24 protein-coding genes and 1 pseudogene are annotated in these 25,750 nt (G+C 43.1%); 14 read left to right on the forward strand and 11 right to left on the reverse strand.

The genetic code is table 11. The annotated features are described in order from the left end of the window. Positions 1-571 precede the first annotated feature (571 nt). Both tatA and FNW02_RS03310 read right to left on the reverse strand, forming a co-directional pair. Complete coding sequence (gene tatA / locus FNW02_RS03305; protein ID WP_191756277.1) at positions 572-739, reverse strand: twin-arginine translocase TatA/TatE family subunit; 168 nt, start codon at positions 737-739, stop codon at positions 572-574. A 38-nt stretch (positions 740-777) separates the two neighbouring features. Next, positions 778-2,205, reverse strand: coding sequence for a serine/threonine protein kinase (locus tag FNW02_RS03310; protein WP_191756166.1), 1,428 nt, complete (start codon positions 2,203-2,205; stop codon positions 778-780). 94 nt (positions 2,206-2,299) lie between these two features. Between FNW02_RS03310 and cbiT the strand changes: the two genes are divergently transcribed. Both cbiT and FNW02_RS03320 read left to right on the forward strand, forming a co-directional pair. After that, positions 2,300-2,902, forward strand: coding sequence for a precorrin-6Y C5,15-methyltransferase subunit CbiT (cbiT, locus tag FNW02_RS03315; RefSeq protein WP_162394306.1), 603 nt, complete (start codon positions 2,300-2,302; stop codon positions 2,900-2,902). Positions 2,903-3,072: 170 nt separating this feature from the next. Beyond that, positions 3,073-3,963: a phosphatidate cytidylyltransferase gene (locus tag FNW02_RS03320; RefSeq protein ID WP_191756167.1), complete on the forward strand. Its 891-nt coding sequence runs from the start codon at positions 3,073-3,075 to the stop codon at positions 3,961-3,963. Between the two features lie 495 nt (positions 3,964-4,458). Here the strand turns inward: FNW02_RS03320 and FNW02_RS03325 are convergent, their stop codons facing one another. Continuing rightward, the gene (locus FNW02_RS03325) at positions 4,459-5,172 is read right to left on the reverse strand and encodes an LmeA family phospholipid-binding protein (RefSeq protein ID WP_191756168.1); all 714 of its coding nucleotides are present in this window, start codon (positions 5,170-5,172) and stop codon (positions 4,459-4,461) included. A gap of 134 nt (positions 5,173-5,306) precedes the next feature. Between FNW02_RS03325 and FNW02_RS03330 the strand changes: the two genes are divergently transcribed. Both FNW02_RS03330 and FNW02_RS03335 read left to right on the forward strand, forming a co-directional pair. Next, positions 5,307-6,119 carry a pseudouridine synthase gene (locus FNW02_RS03330; RefSeq protein ID WP_191756169.1) on the forward strand — a complete coding sequence of 271 codons (813 nt, stop codon included), beginning with the start codon at positions 5,307-5,309 and terminating at the stop codon, positions 6,117-6,119. Further along, positions 6,094-6,906, forward strand: a complete 813-nt coding sequence (locus tag FNW02_RS03335) for a helix-turn-helix domain-containing protein (RefSeq protein ID WP_191756170.1) — start codon at positions 6,094-6,096, stop codon at positions 6,904-6,906. The genes FNW02_RS03330 and FNW02_RS03335 overlap by 26 nt, the downstream gene beginning before the upstream one ends. A gap of 83 nt (positions 6,907-6,989) precedes the next feature. On the opposite strand, the gene malQ is transcribed toward FNW02_RS03335, so the two are convergent. Then, on the reverse strand, positions 6,990-8,498 hold the full coding sequence (gene malQ / locus FNW02_RS03340) for a 4-alpha-glucanotransferase (RefSeq protein ID WP_191756171.1): 1,509 nt from the start codon (positions 8,496-8,498) through the stop codon (positions 6,990-6,992). Positions 8,499-8,673: 175 nt separating this feature from the next. On the opposite strand from malQ, the gene FNW02_RS03345 reads away from it, so the two are divergent. The 3 genes and pseudogenes from FNW02_RS03345 to FNW02_RS03355 all read left to right on the forward strand — a co-directional run bounded on the left by FNW02_RS03345 (position 8,674) and on the right by FNW02_RS03355 (position 10,199). After that, positions 8,674-9,105 carry an NUDIX domain-containing protein gene (locus FNW02_RS03345; protein WP_191756172.1) on the forward strand — a complete coding sequence of 144 codons (432 nt, stop codon included), beginning with the start codon at positions 8,674-8,676 and terminating at the stop codon, positions 9,103-9,105. Between the two features lie 56 nt (positions 9,106-9,161). Further along, positions 9,162-9,650: pseudogene (locus tag FNW02_RS03350) on the forward strand (Rid family detoxifying hydrolase); the annotation flags it as partial. A gap of 75 nt (positions 9,651-9,725) precedes the next feature. Then, a complete protein-coding gene (locus tag FNW02_RS03355) occupies positions 9,726-10,199 on the forward strand; it encodes a hypothetical protein (RefSeq protein WP_191756173.1) in 474 nt (157 codons plus the stop codon). 155 nt (positions 10,200-10,354) lie between these two features. On the opposite strand, the gene pstB is transcribed toward FNW02_RS03355, so the two are convergent. The 4 genes from pstB to pstS all read right to left on the reverse strand — a co-directional run bounded on the left by pstB (position 10,355) and on the right by pstS (position 14,461). Next, positions 10,355-11,161, reverse strand: coding sequence for a phosphate ABC transporter ATP-binding protein PstB (gene pstB / locus FNW02_RS03360; RefSeq protein WP_191756174.1), 807 nt, complete (start codon positions 11,159-11,161; stop codon positions 10,355-10,357). Positions 11,162-11,218: 57 nt separating this feature from the next. After that, entirely contained in the window at positions 11,219-12,103 is an 885-nt protein-coding gene (gene pstA, locus FNW02_RS03365; protein ID WP_191756175.1) for a phosphate ABC transporter permease PstA, read from the reverse strand. Positions 12,104-12,123: 20 nt separating this feature from the next. Next, positions 12,124-13,074 carry a phosphate ABC transporter permease subunit PstC gene (gene pstC / locus FNW02_RS03370; RefSeq protein ID WP_191756176.1) on the reverse strand — a complete coding sequence of 317 codons (951 nt, stop codon included), beginning with the start codon at positions 13,072-13,074 and terminating at the stop codon, positions 12,124-12,126. A 214-nt stretch (positions 13,075-13,288) separates the two neighbouring features. Further along, positions 13,289-14,461, reverse strand: a complete 1,173-nt coding sequence (gene pstS / locus FNW02_RS03375) for a phosphate ABC transporter substrate-binding protein PstS (RefSeq protein ID WP_191756177.1) — start codon at positions 14,459-14,461, stop codon at positions 13,289-13,291. A gap of 775 nt (positions 14,462-15,236) precedes the next feature. Between pstS and FNW02_RS03380 the strand changes: the two genes are divergently transcribed. The 4 genes from FNW02_RS03380 (at position 15,237) to FNW02_RS03395 (ending at position 20,138) form a co-directional block, all read left to right on the forward strand. Continuing rightward, positions 15,237-15,824, forward strand: coding sequence for a biotin transporter BioY (locus tag FNW02_RS03380; protein ID WP_191756178.1), 588 nt, complete (start codon positions 15,237-15,239; stop codon positions 15,822-15,824). 135 nt (positions 15,825-15,959) lie between these two features. After that, positions 15,960-16,436 (forward strand): signal peptidase II, encoded by a 477-nt coding sequence (lspA, locus tag FNW02_RS03385; RefSeq protein WP_191756179.1) that lies wholly within the window; start codon positions 15,960-15,962, stop codon positions 16,434-16,436. Positions 16,437-16,776: 340 nt separating this feature from the next. Beyond that, a complete protein-coding gene (locus FNW02_RS39855; RefSeq protein WP_191756180.1) occupies positions 16,777-17,358 on the forward strand; it encodes a hypothetical protein in 582 nt (193 codons plus the stop codon). 503 nt (positions 17,359-17,861) lie between these two features. After that, on the forward strand, positions 17,862-20,138 hold the full coding sequence (locus tag FNW02_RS03395; protein ID WP_191756181.1) for a transglycosylase domain-containing protein: 2,277 nt from the start codon (positions 17,862-17,864) through the stop codon (positions 20,136-20,138). Between the two features lie 163 nt (positions 20,139-20,301). Here FNW02_RS03395 and FNW02_RS03400 read toward each other — a convergent pair whose 3' ends face one another. Continuing rightward, complete coding sequence (locus FNW02_RS03400; protein ID WP_191756182.1) at positions 20,302-21,750, reverse strand: DUF4335 domain-containing protein; 1,449 nt, start codon at positions 21,748-21,750, stop codon at positions 20,302-20,304. Further along, on the reverse strand, positions 21,747-22,373 hold the full coding sequence (locus tag FNW02_RS03405; protein WP_162394323.1) for a DUF3038 domain-containing protein: 627 nt from the start codon (positions 22,371-22,373) through the stop codon (positions 21,747-21,749). The genes FNW02_RS03400 and FNW02_RS03405 overlap by 4 nt, the downstream gene beginning before the upstream one ends. Positions 22,374-22,894: 521 nt before the next feature. On the opposite strand from FNW02_RS03405, the gene FNW02_RS03410 reads away from it, so the two are divergent. The 3 genes from FNW02_RS03410 to FNW02_RS03420 all read left to right on the forward strand — a co-directional run bounded on the left by FNW02_RS03410 (position 22,895) and on the right by FNW02_RS03420 (position 24,917). Further along, complete coding sequence (locus FNW02_RS03410) at positions 22,895-23,413, forward strand: adenine phosphoribosyltransferase (protein WP_191756183.1); 519 nt, start codon at positions 22,895-22,897, stop codon at positions 23,411-23,413. A 60-nt stretch (positions 23,414-23,473) separates the two neighbouring features. Next, positions 23,474-24,520, forward strand: a complete 1,047-nt coding sequence (locus FNW02_RS03415) for an ABC transporter permease (protein ID WP_191756184.1) — start codon at positions 23,474-23,476, stop codon at positions 24,518-24,520. 112 nt (positions 24,521-24,632) lie between these two features. Then, complete coding sequence (locus FNW02_RS03420) at positions 24,633-24,917, forward strand: hypothetical protein (RefSeq protein WP_191756185.1); 285 nt, start codon at positions 24,633-24,635, stop codon at positions 24,915-24,917. A gap of 56 nt (positions 24,918-24,973) precedes the next feature. Here FNW02_RS03420 and FNW02_RS03425 read toward each other — a convergent pair whose 3' ends face one another. Beyond that, the gene (locus FNW02_RS03425) at positions 24,974-25,540 is read right to left on the reverse strand and encodes a Uma2 family endonuclease (RefSeq protein ID WP_191756186.1); all 567 of its coding nucleotides are present in this window, start codon (positions 25,538-25,540) and stop codon (positions 24,974-24,976) included. Positions 25,541-25,750: the final 210 nt, after the last annotated feature.

Below are 25,750 nucleotides of genomic sequence, written 5' to 3' on the forward strand. Positions count from 1 at the left end.
CGTAAGTGGTGTTTAAGAGTCTAAAGTCAATAGTCAAAAATCCAGAGTTTTTACCCTTGACCGTGCCAATTTTAGATTTTAGATTTTTTTGGTACTCCTGCAAAGAAGCAAGCTACATGCCCCGTCCCTGAACGCGAGTGCGTCTCCCCTTCTGTTCGAGGCGCTCCTTCGCATTGGGAGAAGTTTGCTCGCAGGGAAACCAACGCCGCCGCCACTTATAGCAGAGTGCTGAAGCGCGGATAGCTATGGTTTAGCCCGTATAAATCCAAGTACTACCCTACGGGAAGCCGCTACTCTTCGAGAACGCTCCGCGAACGCGTCTACAAGGCTTTGAGCAATCAACATTGTCCTAACCTATACTTCGACTGCTATACTTGGCTGTCGGGAAACCCTCCCGCAGTAGTGGCTCCTCCTTGCAACTTCTCAAATTGTGGGCGGAACAAATCTTGTTAGAGTCAATCCAAAATCCTCAGAGCTAAGTACCCTTGTGATCTCATTCAATTCAAAATACTCGCTGCGCTGCGTCCGCTACGCTAACGTAAATCCAAAATTCAAAATTGATTGACCCTTATTATTCTTGTTCTGAATTAGTATCGTCACCAGAAGTTTTCATTCCTTCCCTAAAACTCCGTAGGGTTTTACCCATTGCGTTTCCCAGTTCGGGAATTTTTTTTGGGCCAAAAATTAGAATAGCGACCATAGCAATTACACCTATTTCTGGCCATCCTAGTCCAAACATATGCCTCTCCTGTTTGCTTCCTGTATTAACTATAGACATTAGGAGGCTTTTTCTCGTGTGATTGGTAAATCTAACCAATCGCTTAATTCGTTAGCTAGCCATTCAAGTTCTGCTTCATGTTTAATACCGCCATCAGTACCACCTAGCCGATACTTATAGATTCCTGACCAAACATCCAGTTGCGGTGGAACGTCAACTCTGTTACCTTCAGAGTCTTTAGTAAAGTGTTGCGGAATGTAAACCAGCTTGGTGATGCTTTGTCTTGGCGATGGACGAGGACGATGAAATTGAAAAGTAAACAACTCCCAGGTTAAGGCAATTTGTTCGTGATTAAGACGTAAGCGGATGCGTCCAAATAAATGAAAGAGAAATGTATACAACATAAAAAAGCCAGCACCCCAAAAGGGAAGTGAGAACAAGGCAAAGGGGATATTGACAGGAAAAGGGGCCGAGAGAGCGCCAATTGTCCAAAATAGGATAAATGAATTCCAGGCGATCGCAAACAAACCTGTAAACAAAATTGAAGGGTGAAAGCCAACAGGTGGAACGATAATTTCTAGAGAATCCCAATTTTTGGTCAGTTGAACTTTACTACCAGCTGGTTTACCAAGAACCAAAGCAGGGCTGCTTCTCAACTGTGGTTCTTCTAAAGCTGCAAGTGCTTGACTAGCAGAATTCAAACGCCGTTCTAAACTGGGTTCAGTTATCCACTTTAACCAATTAGTAAAGCTAGGACTCAAATTAGTCAACTGCTCAAACTGAATGCGAAAATCCTTTTGGGGTAAATCTGCTGGATGAGTACCCGTTACTAAGTAAATCAAAGTTGCGCCTAAACTATAAAGGTCTGAAGCTGCAACAGTACGTGCGCCAAATTGCTCCGGTGGCATATATCCATAGGTTCCTACCACAGTCCTAGTTCCACCTTCTGCGGCGAAAACTGTCTGCACTGAGCCAAAATCTACTAGGTAAACTTGACCAGCACTATTACCAGAGCGCTCCCCCAATAAAATATTGCTAGGCTTAATATCACGGTGAATCACAGGTGGATGCAGCCCATGCAGATAAATCAGAATTTCTAATAGGGATTTAGCTATCTGTTTGACTTCAATCTCTGTAAAAGTCCGTCCAGATTGTAAGTATTGCTCTAAAGTTTGTGCTGGGATATAAGTTTGTACTAAAGCAAATCCTTTGATAGGTGAATTTACCTCAAAATAGTCTAAATAGCGAGGGATCAAAGGATGTGATAAAGATTTTAAGGTTTCAGCTTCACGCTCAAATAACTTGAGATCATCCCATTCAAAGTCACTACTAAAAGAAAGTAACTTGATAACCACTAATTCACCAGTGATTTGATCCCGCGCTAACAGTGTCCGCCGCCCTGCTTTTTTTCCTAATTGTTGCTGAACTGCGTAGCGTAGACGCGCAGCGTCTTGTTCCCAAACATCGCCTAACATTTCCCCACTCATTATTATTACTTATAATGTTACGAATTAAATGTTTTTGTAGCTTATAGTTTGTTGAATTGGCAAGCCGATATCTTTAGTATAATTGTGTGATTCTATGCCCTCACAACTTTGGCCTTACATTACCCCTGGTATTCCTGATGAATTGTTCGAGCACTTGCCAGGAATTCCCCTGAGCCAGCGAGAAGTCCGGCTGTTGTTAATTGCCCAACTGCGATTAAAACCTGATTCAGTGTTGTGGGATATTGGTGCAGGGACGGGTACAATTCCGGTAGAAGTGGGGCTGCTGTGTCCAAACGGACGGATTATCGCTGTAGAAAGGGATGAAGAAGTAGCCAATCTGATTAAACGCAATTGCGATCGCTTCGAGGTGAAGAATGTCGAAGTAATTGAAGGGAGCGCCCCAGAGTGTTTGCATGACCTTAAACTTACCCCTCATCGTGTCTGTATTGAGGGAGGACGCCCTATTCAGGAAATTTTACAAGCCGCTTGGCATTATTTACCATCATCAGGCCGGGTTGTCGCCACAGCTGCTAATTTAGAAAGTCTGTATGCTATTTCCCAGATATTTTCTCAGTTAAGGGCTAGAAATATAGAAGTTGTTCAGTCTGCGGTTAATCGATTAGAAACACGCGGCTTTTCTCAAACCTTTACCGCCGTCGATCCCATTTTTATCCTCAGTGGTGAGAAACTGGACTAGGGACTGGGGACTGGGGACTAGGGACTGGGGACTGGGGACTAGGGACTAGGGACTAGGGACTAGGGACTAGGAAAAAGTTTTCCAAATACTCAATCCCCAATACCCAATACCCAGTACCCAATACCCAATACCCAATACCCCATACCCAATACCCAATCCCAAATACTTCTATGCCTTGGTCTCGGATTATTAGTGGAATTGTTGCGATCGCTCTTGCTCTTTCTTTGACCCTGTTGGGAGGTTGGTACTTTACCCTCATGTTTGCGGTTGTCGTCTTTTTGGGTCAACAGGAATATTTTAATTTGGTGCGGGCCAGAGGTATAGCTCCTGCGGCTAAAACTACTATGGCTTTCAGCCTAGTTTTGTTAGTGATTTCTACGCTTGATAGCAGTTTAGCCGATGCGGTGATGCCAATAGCTGGCACACTTATTTGTTTTTACTTATTATTTCAGCCCAAATTTGCCACGATCGCCGATGTTTCTGCTTCTATTATGGGATTATTTTACGTAGGCTATTTACCAAGTTACTGGGTGCGGTTGCGAGCAATAGATAGTGCTACTTTCAGCAATCTATTTTTGGGTGGTTATTGGCCTCCAACCTGGACAGATTTTTGGGAAAAAGGAAATTTTGCCTCATTACCACAAGGTTTGACATTAACACTGCTGACTTTCTTATGTATTTGGGCAGCTGATATCGGTGCTTATATTATTGGCAAATTCTTCGGGAAAACCCGTCTGTCTGAAATCAGCCCTAAAAAAACTGTGGAAGGTGCTATTTTTGGTATCACCTCCAGTGTTACCGTAGCTCTAGCTGGAGCTTACTATCTCGACTTACCTAGATCCCTTTTCACTGGTTTTGCATTGGGTTTGCTGATTGGCATTGCTAGTCTTTTAGGCGACCTTACCGAGTCTATGCTGAAACGGGATGCTGGAGTTAAAGATTCCGGTCAGTTAATCCCAGGTCACGGCGGTATTTTAGACCGTACCGATAGTTATATTTTCACAGCTCCTTTGGTTTACTATTTCGTGACACTGCTGTTGCCGCTCATAGCAGATAAGTGAACAAATGGGGTGGTGGGTCATAGGTCTTATGTGACACTTTTATCTGTAGTGTAAACTTCACCCTAACCTGCTCTAATCTGCAAACAGCAGGAGGTCTAGGTTAAGGCTTAAGGCAAATGGAAAGCCCTTTTGGACTTTCCAGGACATCTAGGTTCTTAACTCTCTATCCTCTGGCTGCTTTAGCTATGGACTGGTAGCCTTAATTGTTTGTTATAAGAGTATTTTCTGATACTTGCCTAACAAACTAGGAAAATTAACTAAGACAGAGGAGAATAGCAGTAAAATTATTGCTGCTACCGCTAATTATGGTATCCAAACACAAAGAGCGGTGATTATAAATAAAGCCGTTTTTAGATGAATAAATATACCCAATCTAAAGGAGCCAAAAGTCAGAGTGTAGATGTATTCTGACCGCATCTTGCAAGAAGATATCGCAAGCAATTGAGAACCACTATATTATTGAAAATAAAGAACTAGCATTTTATTTTTTAATCATCAAGGGTTAACATTAATTCGCCCACAACATACCAGTTTGCCAGGGATCAGCGTTAGTTCTTGAATATCGACATCTGAGCCTAGATCCAGATTGTACACATGACTACCCTCTAAGAGTGGTTCCTGATTGTGCTTGATTGGGATGTGTGTTAGTTGCAACTCATGACCATTGAGTAATTGTAAACCCACGCAAATCTCCAGAGATGTTGTTTTACTATTGGTGGCTGGGATGCCGCACAGTATAATTTGTTGATTGTCAAGGAGAATTTTTTGCCAATTAATTGGTTGAAATTCTGGAAAATATTCTGGTAATAATTTAACCAGTACGTCATTGAAAGCAGTAGATAATAGGTCAGATGAGATAGAAGCATTAAGATCCTTCTCGTCTATGGTTAATTCGCCAACTACCGATACTGTTTCTAATAGGCGTAGTGGTTGTCCTTTAAGTACTGAGCCAATGTTTATCCGAATATTTTCTGCCACTATTTGTATTTGCGTAATTAAAAGACCTTGATAAACTGCATGAGTAGCAAAAATGGATACCAAAGGAATGCGTCCAGAAAGAATTTGGCGATCGCTTGCTCTAATCTCTACTTCCAGTTGGGATACTTGACTAACTTGCGTTCTCAACCAAAGTTTGAGTGCTGTTGTCAACACTTGCGTAATTACCCGGATCTTATTTGCGTTGATTGATGGGAAATTTTGATCAGGCATCTAACTACTCTATTTATAACTATTTGCTAAAAAATCGAGAGAACTTAAACAAACCCTAAATGTAACATTTATGTCTACTTGTTACAAAATGCAAATATCATGTAATTGTTAACAGAAAAATCAGCAATTTCCACATGGAGGCACGGTTACAAAAAATTCTTGCTCAGTGGGGTATTGCCTCACGTCGTGAAGCCGAAGAAATGATTCGGCAGTCGCGTGTACAAATAAATGGGGTATCTGCACATTTAGGTCAAAAAGTTGATCCCCAAAAAGATGCGATCGCAGTTGATGGTCAGCCTGTCTTTGAAAAGCAGCGTCCGGCTTTAATCTATCTATTGCTGCATAAACCAGCTGGCGTGGTTTCGACTTGCGACGACCCGCAGGGAAGGACGACAGTCCTGGATCTATTACCAAAAGAATTACGCGAAGGTTTAGGTATTCACCCAGTGGGGCGGCTAGATGCAGATTCTACAGGAGCTTTAATACTTACCAATGATGGAGATCTGACATTTAGGCTAACCCATCCACGCCATAGTATTTCCAAGACATATCGTGTTTTGGTAAAAGGACATCCCCCAAAAGCAGTACTGCAAATGTGGCGTCAGGGTGTGGTATTAGAGGGAAGAAAAACACGACTAGCCAAGGTACACCTGATAGAACGTTTCGCTGATCAAAGCTTGTTAGAAATTGTTTTGCAGGAGGGAAGAAATCGCCAGATTCGCCGTATCGCCCAACAGTTGGGATACCCAGTTATCAAGCTGCATCGGACTGCCATAGGCCCAATTCAATTACAAACCCCGAAGGAACCCTTTTTAAGAGAGGGTAACTATCGCTCCCTAAAAAATGATGAGATTCGCTTTTTACAAGAGCAGGTAAAGCAACCTATTAAAGATTCAGCTGAGTTAAGGAGTGTAAAAAAGCATGAAATGGCTAAGAAAGAAGAATAATGATCAGGCAGTATTATCGTTAGAGCAGCAACGATCTGAAAAGTTGGCAGAAATGGGTGCTCAACTTTGGGCATCGCGTCAAGAACAGGGTTTATCTCTAGAAGAAGTAGTCATATTAACAAAGATTCCCCGACGTTTATTGCAAGCGATTGAAGAAGGTAATTTAAACGATTTGCCAGAACCAGTCTATATTCAGGGTTTTATCAGGCAATTCGCTGACGCATTAGGTTTTAACGGAACAGAATTTGCTAACAGTTTTCCTATCAGTGCTCAACCAGTGAACTCCCAAACTATTGGGAAAACTTCACCCCTGGCTCAATTACGTCCTATTCATCTTTACTTTCTTTACATATTCCTAATTTTATGCACTGTGAACGGCTTATCTCAGTTATTGAATAATGCCGCGCTACAAGCAAATAATAATCAAAGCGAGCCAGATTCAGAAAAACAGTACGTTGTCAAACCAGAGCTAACACAACCAAAACAATCAGTAGAAGCCCAACCGGTTAGCGACACTCTCAGTAGGATTCAAGAGGTGCAACCAGTACAGATTGGTGTCACCTTAAAAGCATCATCTTGGATTCGTGTCGTAGCTGATGGCAAAACCGAGTTTGAAGGTACTCTCCCAGAGGGAACTCGCCGTACATGGAGAGCGCGAGAGCAACTGACAGTGAAAACTGATAATGCTGGTGGTGTTTTAATGAGCGTTAATCAGCAGAAAGCCAAGGAAATGGGAGAGCCAGGGAAAGTAGAAGAAATCAAGATTGCTGCTAAGCCTAGACCTTGAAATATAGGGTATGGGGCATGGGGCATTGAGCATTGAGCATCAGTTAAACCTCATCTTCCCCAGCCTCCTCAACCCCCCCAGCCTTATTGTGCTTGCGGGGCGCGTCCATTGAGTTTAGTAAGACTTTTCAGCTTGGAGCTTAATTCTTCTGTGAAAGCTGACGCTTGATAGCGCCATTCCCAGTTACCCTCAGCAACGCCAGGAAAATTCATCCGCGTTTCGTTTCCTAATCCCAAAACATCTTGCAAAGGAATAATCGCTTGATTAGCTATGGAACTTAAAGCTAGTCGAATTAAATCCCAGTGAACGCCTTCAGGACTGATACAACCTAAATAAAGCAGCAAGTTTTGCTTTTCGGATTCACCAGCTGTGTTGAACCAGCCTATTGTTGTGTCATTGTCGTGAGTCCCGGTATAAACTACAGCATTTCGCGGGTAGTTGAACGGTAAAAATGGATTATCGGCATCAGAACCAAAGGCAAACTGCAAAACTTTCATACCGGGAAATTCATATTTGTCTCGTAACGCATCTACCTCTGGGGTAATTACTCCCAAATCTTCGGCTAAGACGGGTAGCTTACCCAACTTCTGCTTAATAACTTCAAAAAAAGCTTCTCCCGGCGCTTCAACCCATTCTCCATTAACAGCTGTTTCTTCTCCTTGTGGCACAGACCAAAAAGCTTCAAAGCCACGGAAATGATCAATGCGGATAATATCTACATAATCTAGCATTGCCTCAAAGCGCTGCACCCACCACTTAAAGTCTTGTTTTTGCAATTCCTCCCAGTCATAAACTGGGTTGCCCCACAACTGACCTGTATTGCTAAAGTAATCTGGTGGAACTCCTGCCATTTGCGCGGCTTCTCCAGTCTTTTCATCTAAACAAAAGATGTTAGGATGCGCCCACACATCGGCACTATCGTGAGCTACGTAGATAGGGATATCGCCGATAATATCTATACCACGCATGTTGGCGTAGCTTTTTAGCTCTGACCACTGCCGGAAAAACTCAAATTGGATGAATTTGTAATAGAAGATTTCTCCATTGAGCCGACGTTGTACCTGATCTAATGCTTGCGGTTCCCGCTTGACAAGCTCTTGTTCCCATGTATGCCAGCTTGCACCGTCATTTGCATCTTTCAGTGTCATAAATAAGGCATAATTGTCTAGCCAATAGGCTTTGCTGTCGCAAAAACCTGCAAATTCTTTTTGCTGTATGGGCGTAGCATGATTTCTAAAATTTTCACAGGCTTTTTTGAGTAGTCCAATCTTAATCGGCACAACCTGCTCAAAATCTACCTTTTCCGTTGGAAATGCTGGTAAGTTAGCAAAGTCTTCTTCAGCGAGCAAACCCTCTTCTAGCAATTTTTCTGGGCTAATCATCAAGGGATTTCCTGCCATTGCCGAGTAGCACATATACGGAGAATTACCGTATCCAGTAGGGCCCAAGGGTAAAACTTGCCAATATTGTTGATGGCTATCTTTGAGAAAGTCAATGAAGCGGTAGGCTTCTAAGCCTAAATCTCCAATGCCAAATCGACTGGGAAAGGAAGTGGGATGCAGCAAAATACCGCTTGATCTAGGAAAAGGCATATTTAACCTGAATTAGTAGGAGGGAGCGATTCTTTGAACGACACGCTACGCGATTGCCCAAGGGGCAGTGGCAAAGCCAATCGCATCGAATTTATCACGGAACAGGATTTCAGTTATCAGTTGTCACAGAGCTAATGAATATTGTTAACTGTTAACTGTTCACTGTTAACTGACTATGACTTACCGAAATCCTGCACCGACAGTTGATATCATCATTGAACTAGTAGATCGACCTCATCGGCCAATAGTGTTAATTGAAAGACATAATCTACCCTTAGGTTGGGCTATACCGGGTGGTTTTGTGGATTATGGGGAACGGGTGGAAGTAGCAGCACGGCGGGAAGCTGAGGAAGAAACGGGTTTGCGGGTGGAATTAGTTGAACAATTACTGGTGTATTCTGACCCCAATCGTGATCCGCGTCAGCATACAATTAGCATTGTGTTTTTGGCGACGGCGACAGGAGAACCTCAAGCGGGGGATGATGCTAAGGGTGTAGGCATTTTTGAGTCTTGGCGTGTGCCTGAGAATTTATGTTTTGACCATGACAAAATTCTGCGGGATTATTGGCGGTATCGGCATTATGGGATACGTCCGAGGTTGGGGTAGAGGGACGAACCGCAAAGGACGCAAAGGGCGCAAAGGAAGAGGGGAGAGGAATACCTGTGACTGGTGCGATAATGCCTGATGGAGAGGTTTACAAACCGATCGCCTCTGAGATGGAAATCGGTAAGCAGGAAGCATCGTTAGAGAAAGTGATATCTATGACTCGTAAAGTAATTCGTACTGATAACGCACCCGCTCCAGTGGGCCCTTATAATCAAGCGATCGCGGCTTCTGGTCAATTAGTATTTGTGGCTGGACAAATTGCAATCGATCCTCGCCTCGGTGATGTTGTTTACACTGATGATGTCAAAAAGCAAACTGAGCAGGTAATGGCTAATCTGGAAGCTATCCTGACAGCAGCAGGTGCAAATTTCCAAAAGGTGGTAAAAACCACTGTATTTTTAGCTGATATGAATGATTTTGCCGCAGTAAACGCGGTTTATGCCAAATATTTCCCCGAAGATACAGCCCCAGCGCGTGCTTGTGTTCAGGTGTCGCGTTTGCCTAAAGATGTGTTGGTAGAGATTGAGGCGATCGCAGTGATATAAGCTAATCAGTAAATTGGATGTGTAGCAGTTGACTTTGGGAATACTGAAAATAAGTATCCTAAAGGAGTATTAAAAATGGCTAAAAATCAGATCAGTGCTAATCTGGCTCCAGCAGATCAAGAAGCAGTTATGCAGGCGATCACCACCATTCACGAAAAGTTACCGTTTTTGATTGATTTGACAACCGAAAAACGCCGAGCAATGCTGAAGATGGGAGATAAAAGTCGGGCATTTGTCAGCAAAGCATTGGAAATTGCAACACAAAACCCTGACTTTTTGCCCCGTTCTTTTGATTTAGAAGAGATGCGCCGCGACTTGGCGTTGTATGAAGCGTTATATCCAGTGCTGCTATCTCTAACGCAACTGCAAGAATTGGTGGACGATACTTATATAGCCACGGGTAGTGAGGCATATGTAGCAGCTTTGGCAGTTTACAATTATGCTAAAGCTAGCGGTGATGTCGCGGGTTTAAATATAGCCATTGATGAGATGGGACGCAGATTTTACCGCCGTTCCAATAAAAATAAATGCGAAGCCACGGCTAGCTAAAACCGCAACAGGCGATTATTATACATACTATTTTTAAGGGCACAACTAATGTTGTGCCCTTTTTGCTTTTTTGTATCTAAAAATCTGTAAAACCTGCGTCATACGATTTTAGATTGTGTTTGGGTAGCGTCTCAAAAAAAGAGTTAACGGAATCTTTATCCAAATCTGCCGCTGACGTAATCTCTGGTATCTTCTTGCTTGGGATTGTTGAAAATTACTTCTGTCGAGTCGTACTCTACTAAGAAGCCAATACGACCTCCTGTATCTGTAGAGCGAACGTTGAAAAAGGCAGTTTTATCAGAAACCCGCGCAGCTTGCTGCATGTTATGGGTGACGATAACGATAGTGTATTGCTCTTTAAGTTCGTGAATTAATTCTTCTACGCGCAAGGTGGATATGGGGTCAAGAGCAGCACAAGGTTCATCCATTAATATAACTTCTGGTTGAACTGCGATCGCTCTTGCAATACATAGCCGCTGTTGCTGCCCACCAGATAAAGCCGAGCCACTTTGGCGTAGTTTATCTTTTACTTCATCCCACAAAGCTGCTTGCCGTAGACTCCGTTCTACCAGTTCATCCATATTACCTTTGTAGCCGTTGATTTTGGCTCCAAAAGCAATATTGTCATAAATTGATTTTGGAAACGGGTTTGGTCTTTGAAACACCATCCCAATCCGCCGACGCACCTCTACAGGATCAATCTCGGTTGCATACAAGTTTTTATTGTAAAAAAATATCTTACCTTCTGCCCGAAATGAATCAATCAGGTCGTTGAGACGGTTATAGCATCGGATCAAAGTACTTTTGCCACAACCAGAGGGGCCAATAAAGGCTGTCACCTGATTTTTCGGAATATCTAGCCAAATATTTTGTAAGGCTAAAAACTTGCCGTAGTAAACGTTGAGATTTTCTGTGCGTAAAACGGTCTCAGTGTCATTCACTGTACTGATGTTAGTAGCCATAAAGTAAGTCTAGTATTAGTTTTAGCAATGAAAATTCGCCCTGGGAATGTCACTTCATTAAACTTTTTTGCGAGTTGCCCAGCGAGCGATGATACTTGTAATTAGAACCATCAATACCAAGATCAAAGAGGCTGCCCAAGCTAGTGACTGCCAATTTTTAAACGGGGAAATAGCGTATCTGTAAACCAAAACAGCAAGAGAAGCTGTGGGTCGGAATAAGCTATCGGGCCAGAAGTTGGAAAATAGAGCAGTAAATAGTAAGGGTGCAGTTTCTCCAGATGCTCTGGCGATCGCCAACGTTGAACCAGTTACAATTGCTGGTAGAGCTGCTGGCAATACCACTTGACTCACTGTTTGAAAGTTAGTTGCTCCTAAACCCACAGATGCTTGTCGCAAATCGTCCGATACTAACTGCAAAGCTTCGTCAGTAGTTCGCAAAATAATTGGCAACATTAAAATTGCCAGCGCAAATCCTCCACCTAGAGCTGAATATGAGCCTAAATTCAGTCTTACTAATGTTAAAACTACAATCCCATAGGCAAATACCCCAGCAATAATGGAGGGAACTCCACTAAGGACGTTGGCTGCAAAACGTATACCCCTGGCAACTTGAGCAGAGCTAAATTCCGTAATGTAAATCGCCCCTAAAACACCCAAAGGGATGCTAATCAGCGCCCCAATTCCTACCATTAAGAGTGTTCCTAAGATCGCATTACCAAAACCTCCGCCCTTTTGTAGAGCTTTAGGTGGCAGTTCAACAAACACGCTAGGACTCAGACTACCAAAGCCTTGAATAATCACGTAAGAAAGCACTGCTAGCAAAGGTATAAGTGCCAATACTCCGCAGGTAAATGCTATTACAGTCATTACTGTGTTAAACAGCGTCCGAGGAGACGTGGCGGAGCGAGTTAGACTACGCTCTGGAAAACTAGAAGTCGTCATAAATTCAACCCAAACCTACGTTACACTCGCTTGACTCGGAGAACGACCAACTCTGCCAGAATATTGACTACTAGCGTCAAGAAAAACAGAACTAAGGCGGCATACATTAAAGCCGCAACTTGTAAACCACTGGCTTCTGAGAATTGATTTGCCAGTAGAGAAGAGATCGTATTGGCAGGTGCTAAAAGAGAGGCGCTGATATTGTTGGAGTTGCCAATCAACATTGTCACAGCCATTGTTTCGCCCATTGCCCGGCCGAGTGCTAGCATCACAGCACTAACTATGCCCGAAAAGGCAGCTGGGACGAGAACTTTCAAAATTGTTTCCCAGCGTGTTGCTCCTAGTCCTACTGCTGCCTGACGCAAACTCGGAGGTACAGAAATCAAGGCATCGCGCGATAAAGCTGTGATGATCGGCAAAGTCATAATCGCTAAGATGATTCCTGCGGGCAACATTCCTGGCCCTGTGGGAGGGGTGCTAAAAATTGGCAACCAACCAAAGTAACTATTAAGCCATTTTCCCAAGTCAGTTAATATTGGGATTAAAACGAAAATCCCCCAAACTCCGTAGACAACACTGGGAATAGCTGCGAGCAGTTCTACCGAAAACACAAGTACCAGCCGCACTTTTGAGGGAAGAAAATTCTCACTCAGTAAAATAGCGGTGCCAACCCCAATTGGTACAGCTATCAACAGACCAATAAAAGAACTCACAAGAGTTCCATAAATTTGAGGCAATACTCCGTAATTATCATTAACTGGGTTCCAAGTGCTGTTAGCTAAAAATTCAGCACCAAACTTTTGGATAGCGGGCCAAGCTCCAATTGCAACCTGTAATGCAATCCATAATAAGGTAGCAGCGATCGCAAACGCGAAAATTTTAGTCAGCCAAATAAAACCACGATCCAGAGATTTTTCAGCCTCAGAGCGATTTTTCATCGCTGATGACAGATTTTGAGAATTTGTAGCCATGACTACCGACTTTCACAATTAAATCAGAGAAAAATGTGGGAGGCAACCAGATTAGTAAAACTGTCGCCTCATCATCTCTTGAAGTTGAGATGTCAATAATTTCAAGTTCCAAGTTAAAAATGCCAATCAAGTAACAAGTCTAGCTAGCAGTCAAGCAGTTATTAACTAGACATGCTTCATACTTTGACTGCTGGGTATTAACTATTGCTAAGCACTACTTGCTAGCGCTAGCACCACCACCAACATTGATTTTATACTCTGGACTAATTTGATCAGCCGCAGCAGCAACTTTTGTAATTACGTTTTGGGGCAAAGGAATATAACCTAATGCAGCAGCTTGCTTCTGACCTTCAGTTAAGCCGTATTCGATAGCGGCTTCCATTGCCTTGGCTTTTGCCGCATCGGGATATTTGCTGTAAGCCAACAGCCAAGTGTAAGTAACGATGGGATATGCATCGGCTCCTGCCGGATCAGCAATAAAAGCAATAAGATTTGTCGGTAGAGTTTCTGATTCTAAGGCTTTAGATGCTGACTCTTCATTAGCTACAACCGTGTTACCAGCTTTGTTTTCCAAAGCAGCAAACCTGAGATTGTTTTCTTTGGCATAGGTGTACTCAACGTAACCAATAGAACCTTGAGTTTGTTGTACTTGGGCGGTAACACCTTCATTACCCTTAGCACCAACTCCCGTAGGCCAGTTGACAGTCTTGCCTTCACCAACTTTACTCTTCCACTCTGGGCTGATAGCGCTCAGGTGTTTGGTGAATACACCCGTGGTTCCACTACCATCAGAACGATAAGCAACTACAATCGGCTGATTAGGAAGCTTGGCACCTGGGTTAGCCGCAGCAATTCTCTGGTCGTTCCAAGTTGTGATTTTGCCTAGCAAAATGTCGGTATAAACTGCCCGTGGTAATTTTAGCTCTGGCACATCTGGCAAGTTGTAAGCCAGTACGATGCTACCAGCAGTCACAGGTAGTAAAATAACACCTTTATCCTGTGGTACTTTCTTAATTTCTTCTGGCGTCATAGCAACATCACTAGCACCAAAATCTACAGTACCCTTGATAAATTGCTGAACTCCAGCACCGCTACCAACTGACGCATAGTCAACTTGCAGATTTGGATATTTTTTATTCAAATCTGTGAACCAGGTATCGTATATTGGTGCAGGAAAAGATGCACCGGCCCCTGTTAATTTTACGTTTCCACCAAGATCTAGTTTAGCTGGGCTAGAGGCAGTAGTATCTGTAGCAGTTCCAGAAGGAGTAGTTGTATTATCTGAAGTTTGCTGTCCGCCACAAGCAGCTAATCCTATTGTCAGTGCTAACACTGAAATTGAAGCTGTGAGACGATGATTTTTTATTACATTTACAGGTGAAAGCATCGCTATCGGTTCTTAGTAAATTTCCAGGTGAGCGCTTCTAAGATACCCTCAAATGGTAAAGCTCAAGGTAAACAAAAGGTTAACAAAGTGAAAAAAACATATTTTTTTTAGATGAAGATCAAACACTTATTCCCTTTTTAGTTAGATAAAATTGCTACTTTTTCAAAATTAATTTGTTATAAAATATACACTTAGAATGAAATTTATATATGTTTACAAAACCCAAACTGTGGTGTAATTTCATCTATCAGCTTATCAAAAAATATGTAAATGAATAACAAACAATGGTATATCGCAGGTTTAATTAAGTTTAATAATAAACTTTTATTCTGCCTATGCATTGTCTTGTATAAATCTGAAGCCAATAGCTAAATAATCTAATCGGTGAAATTATTACTAGAAAAACATTAAATTTTTTATGTACAGAGAATATTTGCGCGATCGCCCAAAATCCAATTAGTATGTTAAAAAACTATCTCAAACATTTTGTAGCGAAATCTAGGTTAAGCTAAATTAACAGTATATATACTAGTTATTAAATATTCATTTATACATTATTGTCCCAAGTGGGGAATTAAAACCACGCTTCAGTTACGAAAATTGGGCTATGAACGTCTGAGCTAAAATTTTCAGAACTGACAAGTTACACACTAAACGAAGAGGCGAAAAGAAATATGCTACTTCTTGAGGTGTCAGCACAAATTTTATTTAGATATTAATGTCTATACTGGTTTCTGTTGGTTTTCCCTTTTGCCCTTCCCTTTTTGCCTAATAAATGTTTGCCGTTTCCAATCAATTACTATGGTCTATGATTGGCTTACTCCTGACAATGGGTGGCACTTTCTTAGAAGCTCATGGCATCACCTTACCTTGGAGTTGGAGTAAGCAAGGAATTCAGACTTTTTCTTTAGGTGTCACCTTTCAGATTGGCGCAGTGTTGCTGGTAGGTTGTTTAGGGGGGAAAAATGCTGGTGCGCTCTCGCAAATTGCTTATTTAGTCATGGGATTAACCTTATTACCTGTATTTGCCGATGGCGGCGGTATCGGTTATGTCAAGCTATCTCAGTTTGGCTATCTGCTAGGCTTTGTTCCTGGAGCTTGGGTTTGTGGCTTTTTCGCCTTTAAAGCTAGACCGCGACTAGAAACTCTCGCCTTCAGTTGCGTTTGCGGCTTGTTGACTCTCCACCTATGCGGTATTACTTATTTGATTATTAGCTATCTTTTTCAGTGGAAAGGCACAGAAAATTTACCATTAATGCAAGCAATCCTTAGATACTCTTGGTTTGCACTACCTGGGCAACTAGCCGTAGTCTGCGCCGTCACTGTCATAGCATTTATATTGCGTCACTTAATGTTTTATTAGTCATTAGTCCATCTGTCCAGAGTCCATAGTCCAAAGATTGGCTCTTGACCCTTGACTGTTGACCCTTGAGAGAAGTCTGAGTGGAGGCTTCCTTTGATCAGAACTTCGCTGCCCTTGACTCTTGACTAATTCACGATGTATTTAAAAAACCGCCTTTTTTGGATTGCTTCCTTCATAGCTTTTTTCTTAGATCAACTGACAAAATACTGGGTGGTGCAAACTTTCAGCTTGGGACAGACACTACCAATCTTACCGGGTATATTTCACTTCACCTATGTCACCAATACTGGCGCAGCTTTTAGTCTATTAAGTGGGAAAGTAGAATGGTTGCGCTGGCTATCTTTAGGAGTGAGTTTGGTATTGATAGCATTAGCATTGTTTGGCCCAGTATTAAATCTTTGGGATCAACTTGGCTATGGCTTGATTTTAGGTGGTGCTATGGGTAATGGTATTGATCGGTTTGTTTTAGGCTACGTCGTTGATTTTTTAGATTTTCGCCTGATTAATTTTGCTGTATTTAACGTAGCTGATTCATTCATTAGTATTGGCATTGTTTGCCTACTAATTGCCTCTGTGCAAAAAACACCGACTTCTAATCGCAGATCGCGGTAACCTAGCACTGTAAAGACTATTTATAAACAAAAGATTAAGTATTATGTATTATTGCAGAGCATAACATACCAACAAAGACAGTGGGTTGTGGTTAAAAAATCTACCAGGGATTTTGAAACGACTAAGCCTGGGATTGATAACCCCAGGCTATTAACGAGTGAAACACTGCTCATTTCTATGTGAGATGACTTGAGCTATTGTTTCCATATATTTGCATTAGCCACCAATTATTTTAACTGGTGGTGGCTAATGTTAGATGCACCAACTATCATTGACCACAAATTCGCAGCACATTATCCTTAGCTTTTACTTTTAATTACTTGGAGTAGGAGCTGTTGGCATGGAATCTGGAGTTGTACTGGGACTAGAGCCTGGTTCGGTAGTACTACCGGGATTAACAGGTTCAGATGGTGTTGGGCTTCCTGGTACTGGAGTTAAGTTACTAGGGCTGCCAGGTTCAGGTGATGTTGGGCTTCCTGGTACTGGAGTTAAGTTACTAGGGCTGCCAGGTTCAGGTGATGTTGGGCTTCCTGGTACTGGAGTTAAGTTACTAGGGCTGCCAGGTTCAGGTGATGTTGGGCTTCCTGGTAATGGAGTTAAGTTACCGGGGTTGCCAGGTTCAGATGGTGTTGGGCTTCCTGGTACTGGAGTCAAGTTACCGGGGTTGCCAGGCTCAGGTGTGGTGACGCCTTCTGGTGCTGGAGTTGTATTTTCGGGAGTAGTACTACCAGAAGGTGTAGTTTCTTCTGGTACTGTAGTGCTACCAGGAGTGCTGGGAGTGACTGGTGTGCCACCAGGACAACGGGAATTGAGTGGGAAATTCTCGCACAGAATTTTCATTCCTTCTGGCGACATCTTGATTTCCGTTGGTGAACTAGTGGACTCACTACTGGATTGGGCTATGGGGGATTTACTAGATTGAGCGACAGCAACACTAGTGGAGAGTGCCAAAGTTAGAGCTGTACCAATCAGGGTCAGAGATTTTCCCATCATTCTGAAAATTAACCTCAACGGAACTCTCGACTTATTAAATCAGACAATGAGATTTATAAAATCTGCCTAAATGAGGATGTTTACGTTTGTTTCAGAATTTGTTTATGTGCTAAAGCGGGAAAATTAAATCCTTCATTTCTTGATTAGTAGTGTTTAAAATTACAAAAATCAAAGGATTGGTTGTTTTTTTTAAATAGAAAAAGCAGATAAAATCAGCACTTGACAATTGTAAAACCAATAATGTCTCTATAGATAAGTGACAAAATTAACAATGTAGTTACACTTTGTAGATATTTTTGGGTATAAAATTAAATCTTTGATAATTACGTACAGCCAATTTATTCTTTGGCTTATGAGTAAAATGGTGGAAGATTAACATTTGAGATTGTAATTGCCCCGATTTTTCACTAAAAAGTGTGATGTGAATAGCCGATGAGTTCCCCTACCCAACCCCCTCGAAAGCCTCAAACGTTACTTGGTCAACTGACTCAAGCAGTACATACTATTCAAGCTAGGGTTGATTTTTCCAAATTGGCGCTCAAGCCTAATGCCAAAGTACCGGAACTCTGGGTGCAGGATGCGGGGGCGGATAAAGCGGAGGTATATCCGCTGTTGGGCGATCGCTATATCCTAGGTCGTAGTTCTAAATCCAGCGATATCGTGATCCGTAACCCAGTTGTCAGCCAAATTCACCTGTCACTGTCGCGGGATTCTACTCAACGTACACCTGTTTTCACCATTAAAGATGAAAACTCCACCAATGGTATTTATCGTGGTAAGCGCCGAGTCAGTTCTTTAGAACTGCGTCACGGCGATATCCTCACTCTGGGGCCACCAGAACTTGCCGCCTCCGTACGTCTGCAATACGTTGATCCACCAGCCTGGTATGTCAAAGCGGCAACATGGACAACTTACGGTGTAAGCGGTGCTAGTGCCTTATTAGCGTTAGTAATTGGCGTCGAGTGGCTAAAATTTTCAGTAAGACCCCTACCAACAGCGACCCGCGCCCCAGTGGTAGTTTACGCCCGTGATGGAGCTACTCCTCTGCGAGAGCCTCGGACTACCTCCCATGTAGACATGAAGCAATTGCAGGACTTTGGCCCTTATTTGCCTGCTGCTGTGGTAGCTTCAGAAGATAGCCGTTACTACTGGCACTTTGGGGTTGACCCCTTAGGAATTTTACGAGCCGTATTGGTAAATAGCCGCAGTGGAGATGTGCAGCAAGGAGCGAGTACTGTAACCCAGCAAGTTGCCCGCAGTTTGTTCCGCGAATATGTAGGCAGACAAGATACCCTTGGCCGCAAACTGCGGGAGGCAATTGTCTCCTTGAAGCTAGAAACCTTTTACAGCAAAGATGAAATTTTGCTGACCTACTTAAATCGGGTTTTTTTAGGGGCTGATACCTCCGGCTTTGAGGATGCTGCCCGCTATTACTTTGATAAGTCAGCCAAAGAATTAACTCTCTCCGAAGCAGCGACTTTAGTCGGAATTTTACCAGCCCCCAACGCTTTCGATTTTTGCGGGGATGGGCCAAATAAGTTAGAAGCAGCTGAATACCGCAATCGCGTGATTAAGCGATTGCTGGAGATGGGCAAAATTAAACCAGAGGATGCCAACCGAGCCAGACGCTCCACTGTCCAAGTTAGCCCCAAAGTCTGCGAACAACAAGCCAAAACGATCGCTCCTTATTTTTATAGTTATGTCTTCCAAGAACTCGAATCAATTTTGGGAGAAGGAGCAGCCAAAGAAGGAAATTACATCATTGAGACTCAGCTCGATCCAGCAATTCAAGCTCAGGCAGAAGCAGCTTTACGTAATTCTGTCAACAGCGCTGGGGCAAATTTTAATTTTTCTCAAGGGGCAGTAGTTACTCTTGACTCCAGTAGTGGCAGCATTCTCGCAATGGTAGGTGGAACTGATTACAGAAAAAGTCAGTTCAATCGTGCAGTCCAAGCTAAAAGACAACCAGGTTCCACCTTCAAAATTTTTGCTTACAGTGCTGCTGTTCAGCAAGGAATTCCAGCATCAAAAAGTTACTCTTGCTCTCCTTTAAGTTGGCAAGGCTTTACTTACAAACCCTGTCGTGCTGGTGCTGACACTAATTTAGATATTGCCACCGGACTTGCACTTTCAGAAAATCCCATCGCGCTGCGAGTAGCCAGAGAAGTCGGGCTGGATAGAGTGGCAGCGATGGCGCAGCGTTTGGGGATAAAGTCGCCTCTTGATGCTGTTCCTGGCTTAGTATTAGGTCAAAGCGTGGTTGATGTTTTAGAAATGACTGGCGCTTTCGGTGCTATTGGCAATCGCGGTGTATGGAATCCTCCCCATGCAATCAGTCGAATTCTAGACAGTGGTGATTGCAAGGATCGCAACAATGTCAAAACCTGCCGTGTGATCTACTCCTTCGACCGAGATCGTCGGGATGCCAATAAACGAGTGCTGCCAAGTGGTGTAGCCGATGAGATGACTGGCTTGATGCGCGGGGTAGTCACAAGAGGTACTGGTCGCAGTGCATCGATTGGGCTGGGTGAAGCTGGGAAAACAGGCACAACTGACAAAAACGTTGACTTGTGGTTTATTGGCTTTATTCCCAACCGCCGACTCGTAACTGGTGTTTGGTTAGGAAACGACAATAATTCCCCCACATCTGGTAGTAGTGCTCAAGCAGCTCAGTTGTGGGGAAATTATATGAGGAGAATTACAAGGTGAATTGGGCATTGAGCACTTGTACTGAGTGTACCCCTACGCTTAAGCAATCTACGCCTTGGTCTCATAGAGAAGCCGAAGTATTGGGCATTGGGAAAAGGGAAAAAACATCCCTTTCCCCTTTAGCCTTTTCCCCTCTTAAAAGTTCCCAGTCCCCAATCCCCAATTACTGATATCCTTGCCAAGGAACGACTTCTAATGTACCACTAGGCTTGAATAGGACTTGGAAATGAGCAAGAGGTTCTTTGTTATTAGGAGCAGCTACATTGGAGCCGTAAATGGCTTGGAACATCTTAGGTAGAGGTGTTTCTCGGAAATAGTCAAAGGCAACTTGATTGAGTGGTTCGTAGTCGGCAATTACACCATCTTTATTGACTGCTACCCGATATTTTAAATCTCGCGTAAAAGTGGGTTTACCACTCCAACTTTGGCGAACTGCCTTATAAAGCCTTTGGTTTAAACCCTTGACTGTTTTGGAGTCAGTAATTTTTTCCCCAACTACCTCTGGTGTCCTGAAGTATCCCCGCCAAGGACTAACTTCTAGGACACCTTGTCTAGTAAAGACTACTCGAAATTGGGCGATCGGTTCATTGGAAATGGGGGCGCGGTTAGCAGGATTATACAGGAGGTTAGGCAGAGGAGTTTGCCCGACTCCTTGATTCGCCTCTTTATTCAGTGCTTTATAACCAACGATCGCCCCATCCGCAGCAACACCTATACGATAGATTAATTCCTGTTTCAATCCTAAGCGATTAGTCCAAGCTGGATGAATTTGGTTATACACTTGACGATTTAATGCCCGCAGCTGGGATGCATCAGTAATTTCCGCAACTGTATTTAATAGTGCTTCTAAATCTGTTACTGTGGGCTTTGTCGTAGATGCAGGAGTTGCAGCTATCGCCGCAGGTGTAGGAATTGCGGCAGCTGCTATAGGTGTTACAGACGGCGATGCTGAAGGAGTGACGCTGGGTATTGTAGAGCTAGTCTGCTCATCTGACTTCGGCTCTGGTGGACGCACTTCGGGAGGCGGAATCAAGTTAAAAGCGATCGCTGCCACTGCTAAACTTGAAACTCCTACAGCAGCAGGTATTGCCTGTTTGATAAAGGCTGAACTAGCACCACCATAGCGTCTGGTAACTGGTTGTAGTTCTAGTGACAGTTCTGGTAATGTTTGAGTATCAGCAAAAAACTGATCAACTGCTTCTACTAAGTCAAACAGCTGTACCGTAGTCAAATCTATTTGAATAGGTGGTTTAGGGTAGTTAGAGTTAGACTCAAAATTCTCTGGAGAACTCTCCGAATGCACTATTAACCTGTGTTGATTACTATCAATTTTCTGAAACTCTACTAGTTCCGATTCCTGGTTATGTGCTTGAGGGTTTGTTACATTACTCAAAAATTCTTGGGCATAGGCACTAACCGCCCTGACCAAACTTTCAAAAAATTCTCGCCCTCCCACCAAGGGCTGATTATAACCAGATAAATAGCATTCTGCATTTACCAATATTGACAGTTCTGGGCGCAGTTCTTGAAAGTTTGCGGCCCTATTTATATCACTTAACCCTTCTAAAAGTAGCGTACAATTAGGCAGACTGTATCTACGTTGAATGTTCATTCTACTTCACCGTCAAAAAGACTAATCCAGAACCGCTGCATTCCCGCCGTACCGGTACAGAATAGTAATTGTCCTAACAAATTTATCGCCAACTCATCCAATTTTGCATCTGAAGTCAATGCTAGTACACCAGAACGTCGAGCATTCATCCGGCTCTTAAAATGCGCTCTAAAACGCTCCAAGTAATTAGATAGCCGCAAATTCTGTTCTAGTGGAATCTGCTTTTCATCCATTTGTTGATATATCATTAATAACTGGCGGATGACAACAGTTAAACGCCGCGCTATGTAGCAAGCAATCACCACCAAAGCTTTGGCTTCCATAATGGTTAAAGGGCGGCGGATATGCGCTCGTCGCAAGGGGTTAGAGCTACGCATTCGCCATAAATTCACTCTATCTTTAATAATTCCTTTAAGATCCAACTCTTGGGCAAAAGTCAGGATCGCTTCAGAACCACCAAGTTCTAAAGCTTCAATTGCCAATAAAATCAGGTCGATTTGCAGACGGGTTCTCCGAGGACATCCCTTGGAAGCGATCGCCGGATCTGGTAGAGTCTCCAGAATCATCGGCAGCGATTCTTGGGTTGGACTGTTGAACGGCGTTAAACTTGCGGAGACATTCATTCTAAAAATACCTTTTGCGGTTCCAACAGACTAGGTAAAACAAATTTAAGATAGGTAGCCAAATCAAGAATGTTAGACTTGTAGCAGTAATAAGACTACCTGATATATACATTACTTAACTCTTTCTACTCAAAATCCGTATACTGAAATCAAAGTTTTAAAGCATAAGTTAGTTCATCCCATTTATTAACGCAATACTTTCCCTAGCTTGGTTTAGATTCTAATTATCGTCAATAAATGGCGATACAGCTTCGATCCCCAGCGTATGACATTATAGTGTACGATTTTTCAGGTATCTGGAATTGGGCATTGGGGGCTAGAGACTAGGTACTAGAAACTAGCAAGGCGGGAAGAAGAAAGGTTAAAGCGCAAAGTCTGAGCAGAACGCGAGTGCGTCTCGTAGAGAGGCTTCCTCCGAACAGAACTTTGTAACAGAGGGTAAGCGGATGGTTTTTCCCTTTCCCCCTTACCCCTTTCCCCAATGCCCCATATCCCATGCCCTATTCCCCAATCTCTGTTTTATGAATTTGAAGTCTCTAATTCGTGACATCCCTGATTTTCCCAAACCCGGAATTTTATTTCGGGATATCACTACACTGCTGCGCGATCCGGAAGGACTGCGTTATACTATTGACATTTTTACACAAAAATGCATAGAAGCGGAGATCAAAGCAGATTATATTGTTGGCATGGAGTCGCGGGGGTTCATTTTTGCCTCACTTCTAGCTTATAAATTAGGATCTGGTTTTATTCCCGTCCGCAAAAGGGGTAAGTTACCAGCAGCAGTTCACTCAATTGAATATGAACTAGAGTATGGTATGGACTGCCTGGAAGTACATCAAGACGCTTTGCACCCAGGTAGCCGAATTTTGATTGTAGACGATCTAATTGCCACGGGTGGAACTGCGAAGGCGACAGCAAAATTGGTGCAGAATATTGGCTGTGAACTGGTGGGGTTTGGGTTTATTATCGAGCTACGGGATTTGCAAGGACGTAAACATCTGCCGGATGTGCCGATTATTTCCTTAATTGAATATTAGTCAATGATCATTAGTCATTAGTCACTAGACAACTGACAAAGGACAAAGGACAAAGGACAAATGACATCTACGAGAATTTCCTTGGAGACAGGACGGGATTGGCTAATTAGATTAGTCACGAATGAGACTTTTATTTATGTAGTGAAGCGGCTATTGCAGGCACTACTAACTTTGTTTTTAGCGTCAGCATTGTCGTTTTTTATCATTCAACTTGCTCCAGGGGATTATGTAGATACATTGCGGCAAAATCCGAAGATATCCCCAGAAAGAATAGAGGAAATCAAGCAGCAATTTGGACTTGATAAGTCTTGGCCAGAGCAATTTGGGCTGTGGCTGTGGCGAATTGTCACAAAAGGCGATTTTGGTACAAGTTTTGTTTACCAACGTTCAGTTTCGTCGCTGTTGTGGGAACGAGTACCAGCAACTTTGCTATTAGCGATCGCATCCTTAATTGCAACCTGGGCGATCGCTATCCCTTTAGGCATCTTTGCCGCTGTCCAGCAAAATAAGCTAGGCGATCGGATTTTACAGGTGATTAGCTACGCCGGACAAGGCTTTCCCAGTTTTATCACCGCCCTAGCGTTACTAGTTTTTGCTCAAATGACCTCGCCGCTTTTCCCAGTAGGTAGCATGACTAGCATTAATCATGCGGAACTTTCTTGGTTTGGTAGATTACTAGATATCGGCTGGCACATGATTTTACCAACTATTGCCCTCTCAATTACTAGCTTTGCTGGTTTGCAGCGGATCACTCGTGGTGAATTATTAGATGTTCTACGTCAAGATTATATCCAAACGGCTCGTGCCAAAGGACTGCCAGAAAATCGTGTGATTTACGTTCATGCTCTCCGTAATGCGATAAATCCCTTAATTACCTTATTAGGTTTTGAATTAGCAGGTTTATTAAACGGTGCATTCATTGCCGAATTTTTCTTCAACTGGCCAGGTTTAGGAAGATTGGCTTTACAAGCTTTACAAGCTCAAGATTTATATTTATTAATGGCAAGCTTGGTAATGGGTGCAGTGCTGCTAATTGTTGGCAATTTAATCGCCGACTTGATGCTGAAAGCAGCCGATCCGCGCATTCAACTAGAAAATCTTAATTAGTTGTTGTACGGCATTGGGCATTTGTCATTTGTCAGAAGACAGGAGACAGGAGTTATTTATTCTTCCCCTGCTCTCCCTACTCCCCCTGCTCCCCCTCTCCTCATTCATCTCCATGCTCTTTGAACTCTATTACCTGGTGCGTTCACAAACTGACGGGCGTTACCTTATAGCTCGTCCCAATGCCGATGATGCATCAAGTTATCTGTTGTTGTTTAGGGAAAACTTTGACGCCCTAAGCTATCTAAATACCCACGCGGCAGAAGTTGCAAACCGTTTTGCTGTGGAATCTATTCCTGGTACACAGGTGGGAAACTTATTGAAACGCTGGGGTTTTAGCGGTGTGGGTATTGTGACTGATCCCTTATTGCCTAAAGTTGAGTTTTTACAGCATAATTAGGTTTTTGAATAGCGTAGACGCAAAGCGGCTTGTCGTCAGACATCGCTTTCATTGTGTTAAGTAAAAAAGGGTGCAATCGCGCAAGTAAAATCAGGCAATAGGGGTGAACTCAGTTCATCACCCTTGAATAAGGTGGCAACTAACTTTAAACTTCCTTGTTCACGTCGATAAACTTCCACCTGTTGCTTACGCCAATCTACAATCCAATATTCTCTGACACCTCGTGATGAGTAGAGTTTAAGTTTTAGTTCCTTGTCCCGCTTTTCGTTCTCACTACCGGAAGATAGCACCTCTACCACTAGTTCCGGTGCAGCAGTCAAATGCCCAGCCTCATCTAGCAGCAAAGCTAGCCTCTCATTACTAGCCCAAACCACATCGGGAATAACATTATCGTTATCTCCAAAAATTATTCCTGGAGCAGGTACAACCTGTCCTAAAGAAGTAGCTTGTGACCAGGTATCCAAAGCAGTACAAATTCTGACACAGGCTTTTTGATGGTTCCAGTGAGGCGCTCTTGTCACAAACAATTCCCCGTCGATAATTTCATAGCGGTTCCCGTTATCTGGGAACAACTCTAAGTCGGCGGTAGTCCAGCGGACTCTCTCAGATATCGGCTGGTGCATAAATCATCTCTGTTGGGGGATTTATTAATTTTAGCCTGGGCATGGGGTATAGGAAAAAGGGGGAAAGGGAAAACTATCCCCTTACCCTCTGTTACAAAGTTCTGTTCGGAGGAAGCCTCTCTACGAGACGCACTCGCGTTCTGCTCAGACTTTGCGCTTTAACCTTTAACCCTTTCCCCCTCTTAAGATTCCCCAGTCGCAAGTTTCAGT

The sequence above is a fragment of the Komarekiella delphini-convector SJRDD-AB1 genome (assembly GCF_014831675.1).
Taxonomy (GTDB): domain Bacteria; phylum Cyanobacteriota; class Cyanobacteriia; order Cyanobacteriales; family Nostocaceae; genus Komarekiella.

What these genes read in the sequence shown, in the direction of transcription:
- FNW02_RS03425 (WP_191756186.1), bottom strand. Translation starts at nt 25,540, where the DNA reads ATGCACCAGCCGATATCTGAGAGAGTCCGCTGGACTACCGCCGACTTA.
- FNW02_RS03410 (WP_191756183.1), top strand. Translation starts at nt 22,895, where the DNA reads ATGAATTTGAAGTCTCTAATTCGTGACATCCCTGATTTTCCCAAACCC.
- FNW02_RS03335 (WP_191756170.1), top strand. Translation starts at nt 6,094, where the DNA reads ATGAAATGGCTAAGAAAGAAGAATAATGATCAGGCAGTATTATCGTTA.
- FNW02_RS03420 (WP_191756185.1), top strand. Translation starts at nt 24,633, where the DNA reads ATGCTCTTTGAACTCTATTACCTGGTGCGTTCACAAACTGACGGGCGT.
- FNW02_RS03395 (WP_191756181.1), top strand. Translation starts at nt 17,862, where the DNA reads ATGAGTTCCCCTACCCAACCCCCTCGAAAGCCTCAAACGTTACTTGGT.
- FNW02_RS03310 (WP_191756166.1), bottom strand. Translation starts at nt 2,205, where the DNA reads ATGAGTGGGGAAATGTTAGGCGATGTTTGGGAACAAGACGCTGCGCGT.
- FNW02_RS03320 (WP_191756167.1), top strand. Translation starts at nt 3,073, where the DNA reads ATGCCTTGGTCTCGGATTATTAGTGGAATTGTTGCGATCGCTCTTGCT.
- malQ (WP_191756171.1), bottom strand. Translation starts at nt 8,498, where the DNA reads ATGCCTTTTCCTAGATCAAGCGGTATTTTGCTGCATCCCACTTCCTTT.
- FNW02_RS03405 (WP_162394323.1), bottom strand. Translation starts at nt 22,373, where the DNA reads ATGAATGTCTCCGCAAGTTTAACGCCGTTCAACAGTCCAACCCAAGAA.
- FNW02_RS03345 (WP_191756172.1), top strand. Translation starts at nt 8,674, where the DNA reads ATGACTTACCGAAATCCTGCACCGACAGTTGATATCATCATTGAACTA.
- FNW02_RS39855 (WP_191756180.1), top strand. Translation starts at nt 16,777, where the DNA reads ATGGAATCTGGAGTTGTACTGGGACTAGAGCCTGGTTCGGTAGTACTA.
- pstC (WP_191756176.1), bottom strand. Translation starts at nt 13,074, where the DNA reads ATGGCTACAAATTCTCAAAATCTGTCATCAGCGATGAAAAATCGCTCT.
- FNW02_RS03400 (WP_191756182.1), bottom strand. Translation starts at nt 21,750, where the DNA reads ATGAACATTCAACGTAGATACAGTCTGCCTAATTGTACGCTACTTTTA.
- FNW02_RS03355 (WP_191756173.1), top strand. Translation starts at nt 9,726, where the DNA reads ATGGCTAAAAATCAGATCAGTGCTAATCTGGCTCCAGCAGATCAAGAA.
- pstA (WP_191756175.1), bottom strand. Translation starts at nt 12,103, where the DNA reads ATGACGACTTCTAGTTTTCCAGAGCGTAGTCTAACTCGCTCCGCCACG.
- FNW02_RS03415 (WP_191756184.1), top strand. Translation starts at nt 23,474, where the DNA reads ATGACATCTACGAGAATTTCCTTGGAGACAGGACGGGATTGGCTAATT.
- pstS (WP_191756177.1), bottom strand. Translation starts at nt 14,461, where the DNA reads ATGCTTTCACCTGTAAATGTAATAAAAAATCATCGTCTCACAGCTTCA.
- FNW02_RS03380 (WP_191756178.1), top strand. Translation starts at nt 15,237, where the DNA reads ATGTTTGCCGTTTCCAATCAATTACTATGGTCTATGATTGGCTTACTC.
- lspA (WP_191756179.1), top strand. Translation starts at nt 15,960, where the DNA reads ATGTATTTAAAAAACCGCCTTTTTTGGATTGCTTCCTTCATAGCTTTT.
- cbiT (WP_162394306.1), top strand. Translation starts at nt 2,300, where the DNA reads ATGCCCTCACAACTTTGGCCTTACATTACCCCTGGTATTCCTGATGAA.
- tatA (WP_191756277.1), bottom strand. Translation starts at nt 739, where the DNA reads ATGTTTGGACTAGGATGGCCAGAAATAGGTGTAATTGCTATGGTCGCT.
- FNW02_RS03330 (WP_191756169.1), top strand. Translation starts at nt 5,307, where the DNA reads ATGGAGGCACGGTTACAAAAAATTCTTGCTCAGTGGGGTATTGCCTCA.
- pstB (WP_191756174.1), bottom strand. Translation starts at nt 11,161, where the DNA reads ATGGCTACTAACATCAGTACAGTGAATGACACTGAGACCGTTTTACGC.
- FNW02_RS03325 (WP_191756168.1), bottom strand. Translation starts at nt 5,172, where the DNA reads ATGCCTGATCAAAATTTCCCATCAATCAACGCAAATAAGATCCGGGTA.